Source organism: Blautia sp. HCP3S3_H10_2, from assembly GCF_052122375.1.
GTDB lineage: Bacteria > Bacillota > Clostridia > Lachnospirales > Lachnospiraceae > Blautia_A.
In genome coordinates, this window is the sequence record NZ_JBQKCL010000056.1 from 1 (window position 1) to 541 (window position 541).

Below are 541 nucleotides of genomic sequence, written 5' to 3' on the forward strand. Positions count from 1 at the left end.
TTTGTTCACTATAGAAAAATCGAAATTGATGTAAACGATAGGGCAGTTTATCAAATATTGTAAGCTGCTTTATCGTTTACACCAACTTCGATTGGTTTCTAATCAATTTTCATGTGTTCGACAAACTGGAATTGTCTAAAATAGTAAGGCCGTACCGCTTACCATTTTTTCTTTTACTGCTGAAACAGTATCTTTGATTGAATGCGTAGTTGTATCTATAACATTTAATTCATAGATTCCTAAATTGGAAAATTGATTCCACATTGTTTCAACTAATTCAATATTTGTTTCTCTGTCTAACTTTGAGCGTTCGATAGCTCGCTTCATAGTTTCTTCTTTACTTGCCCTTAAAACGATATAGTGTACTTCATAATGCTCTTGAACAATGTTGAGCCACGGCTCTAAAAACCACGGTCCTACAATGCCATCTACAATTACATCATATCCACCACGAGCATATCGCTTCGCAGCTTCTAAAAACGCTTCAATGACAATCAAATTTTGCTCATTTGATTCTGGCAAATGCGGTGGTATTGCCCCT

1 protein-coding gene is annotated in these 541 nt (G+C 35.5%); it reads right to left on the reverse strand.

What is annotated here, in order from left to right:
• Window positions 1-135: 135 nt before the first annotated feature.
• Window positions 136-541 (reverse strand): phosphotransferase-like protein (locus tag ACTQWB_RS18740; protein ID WP_441502925.1); only part of this gene is annotated, 406 nt, incomplete at its 5' end.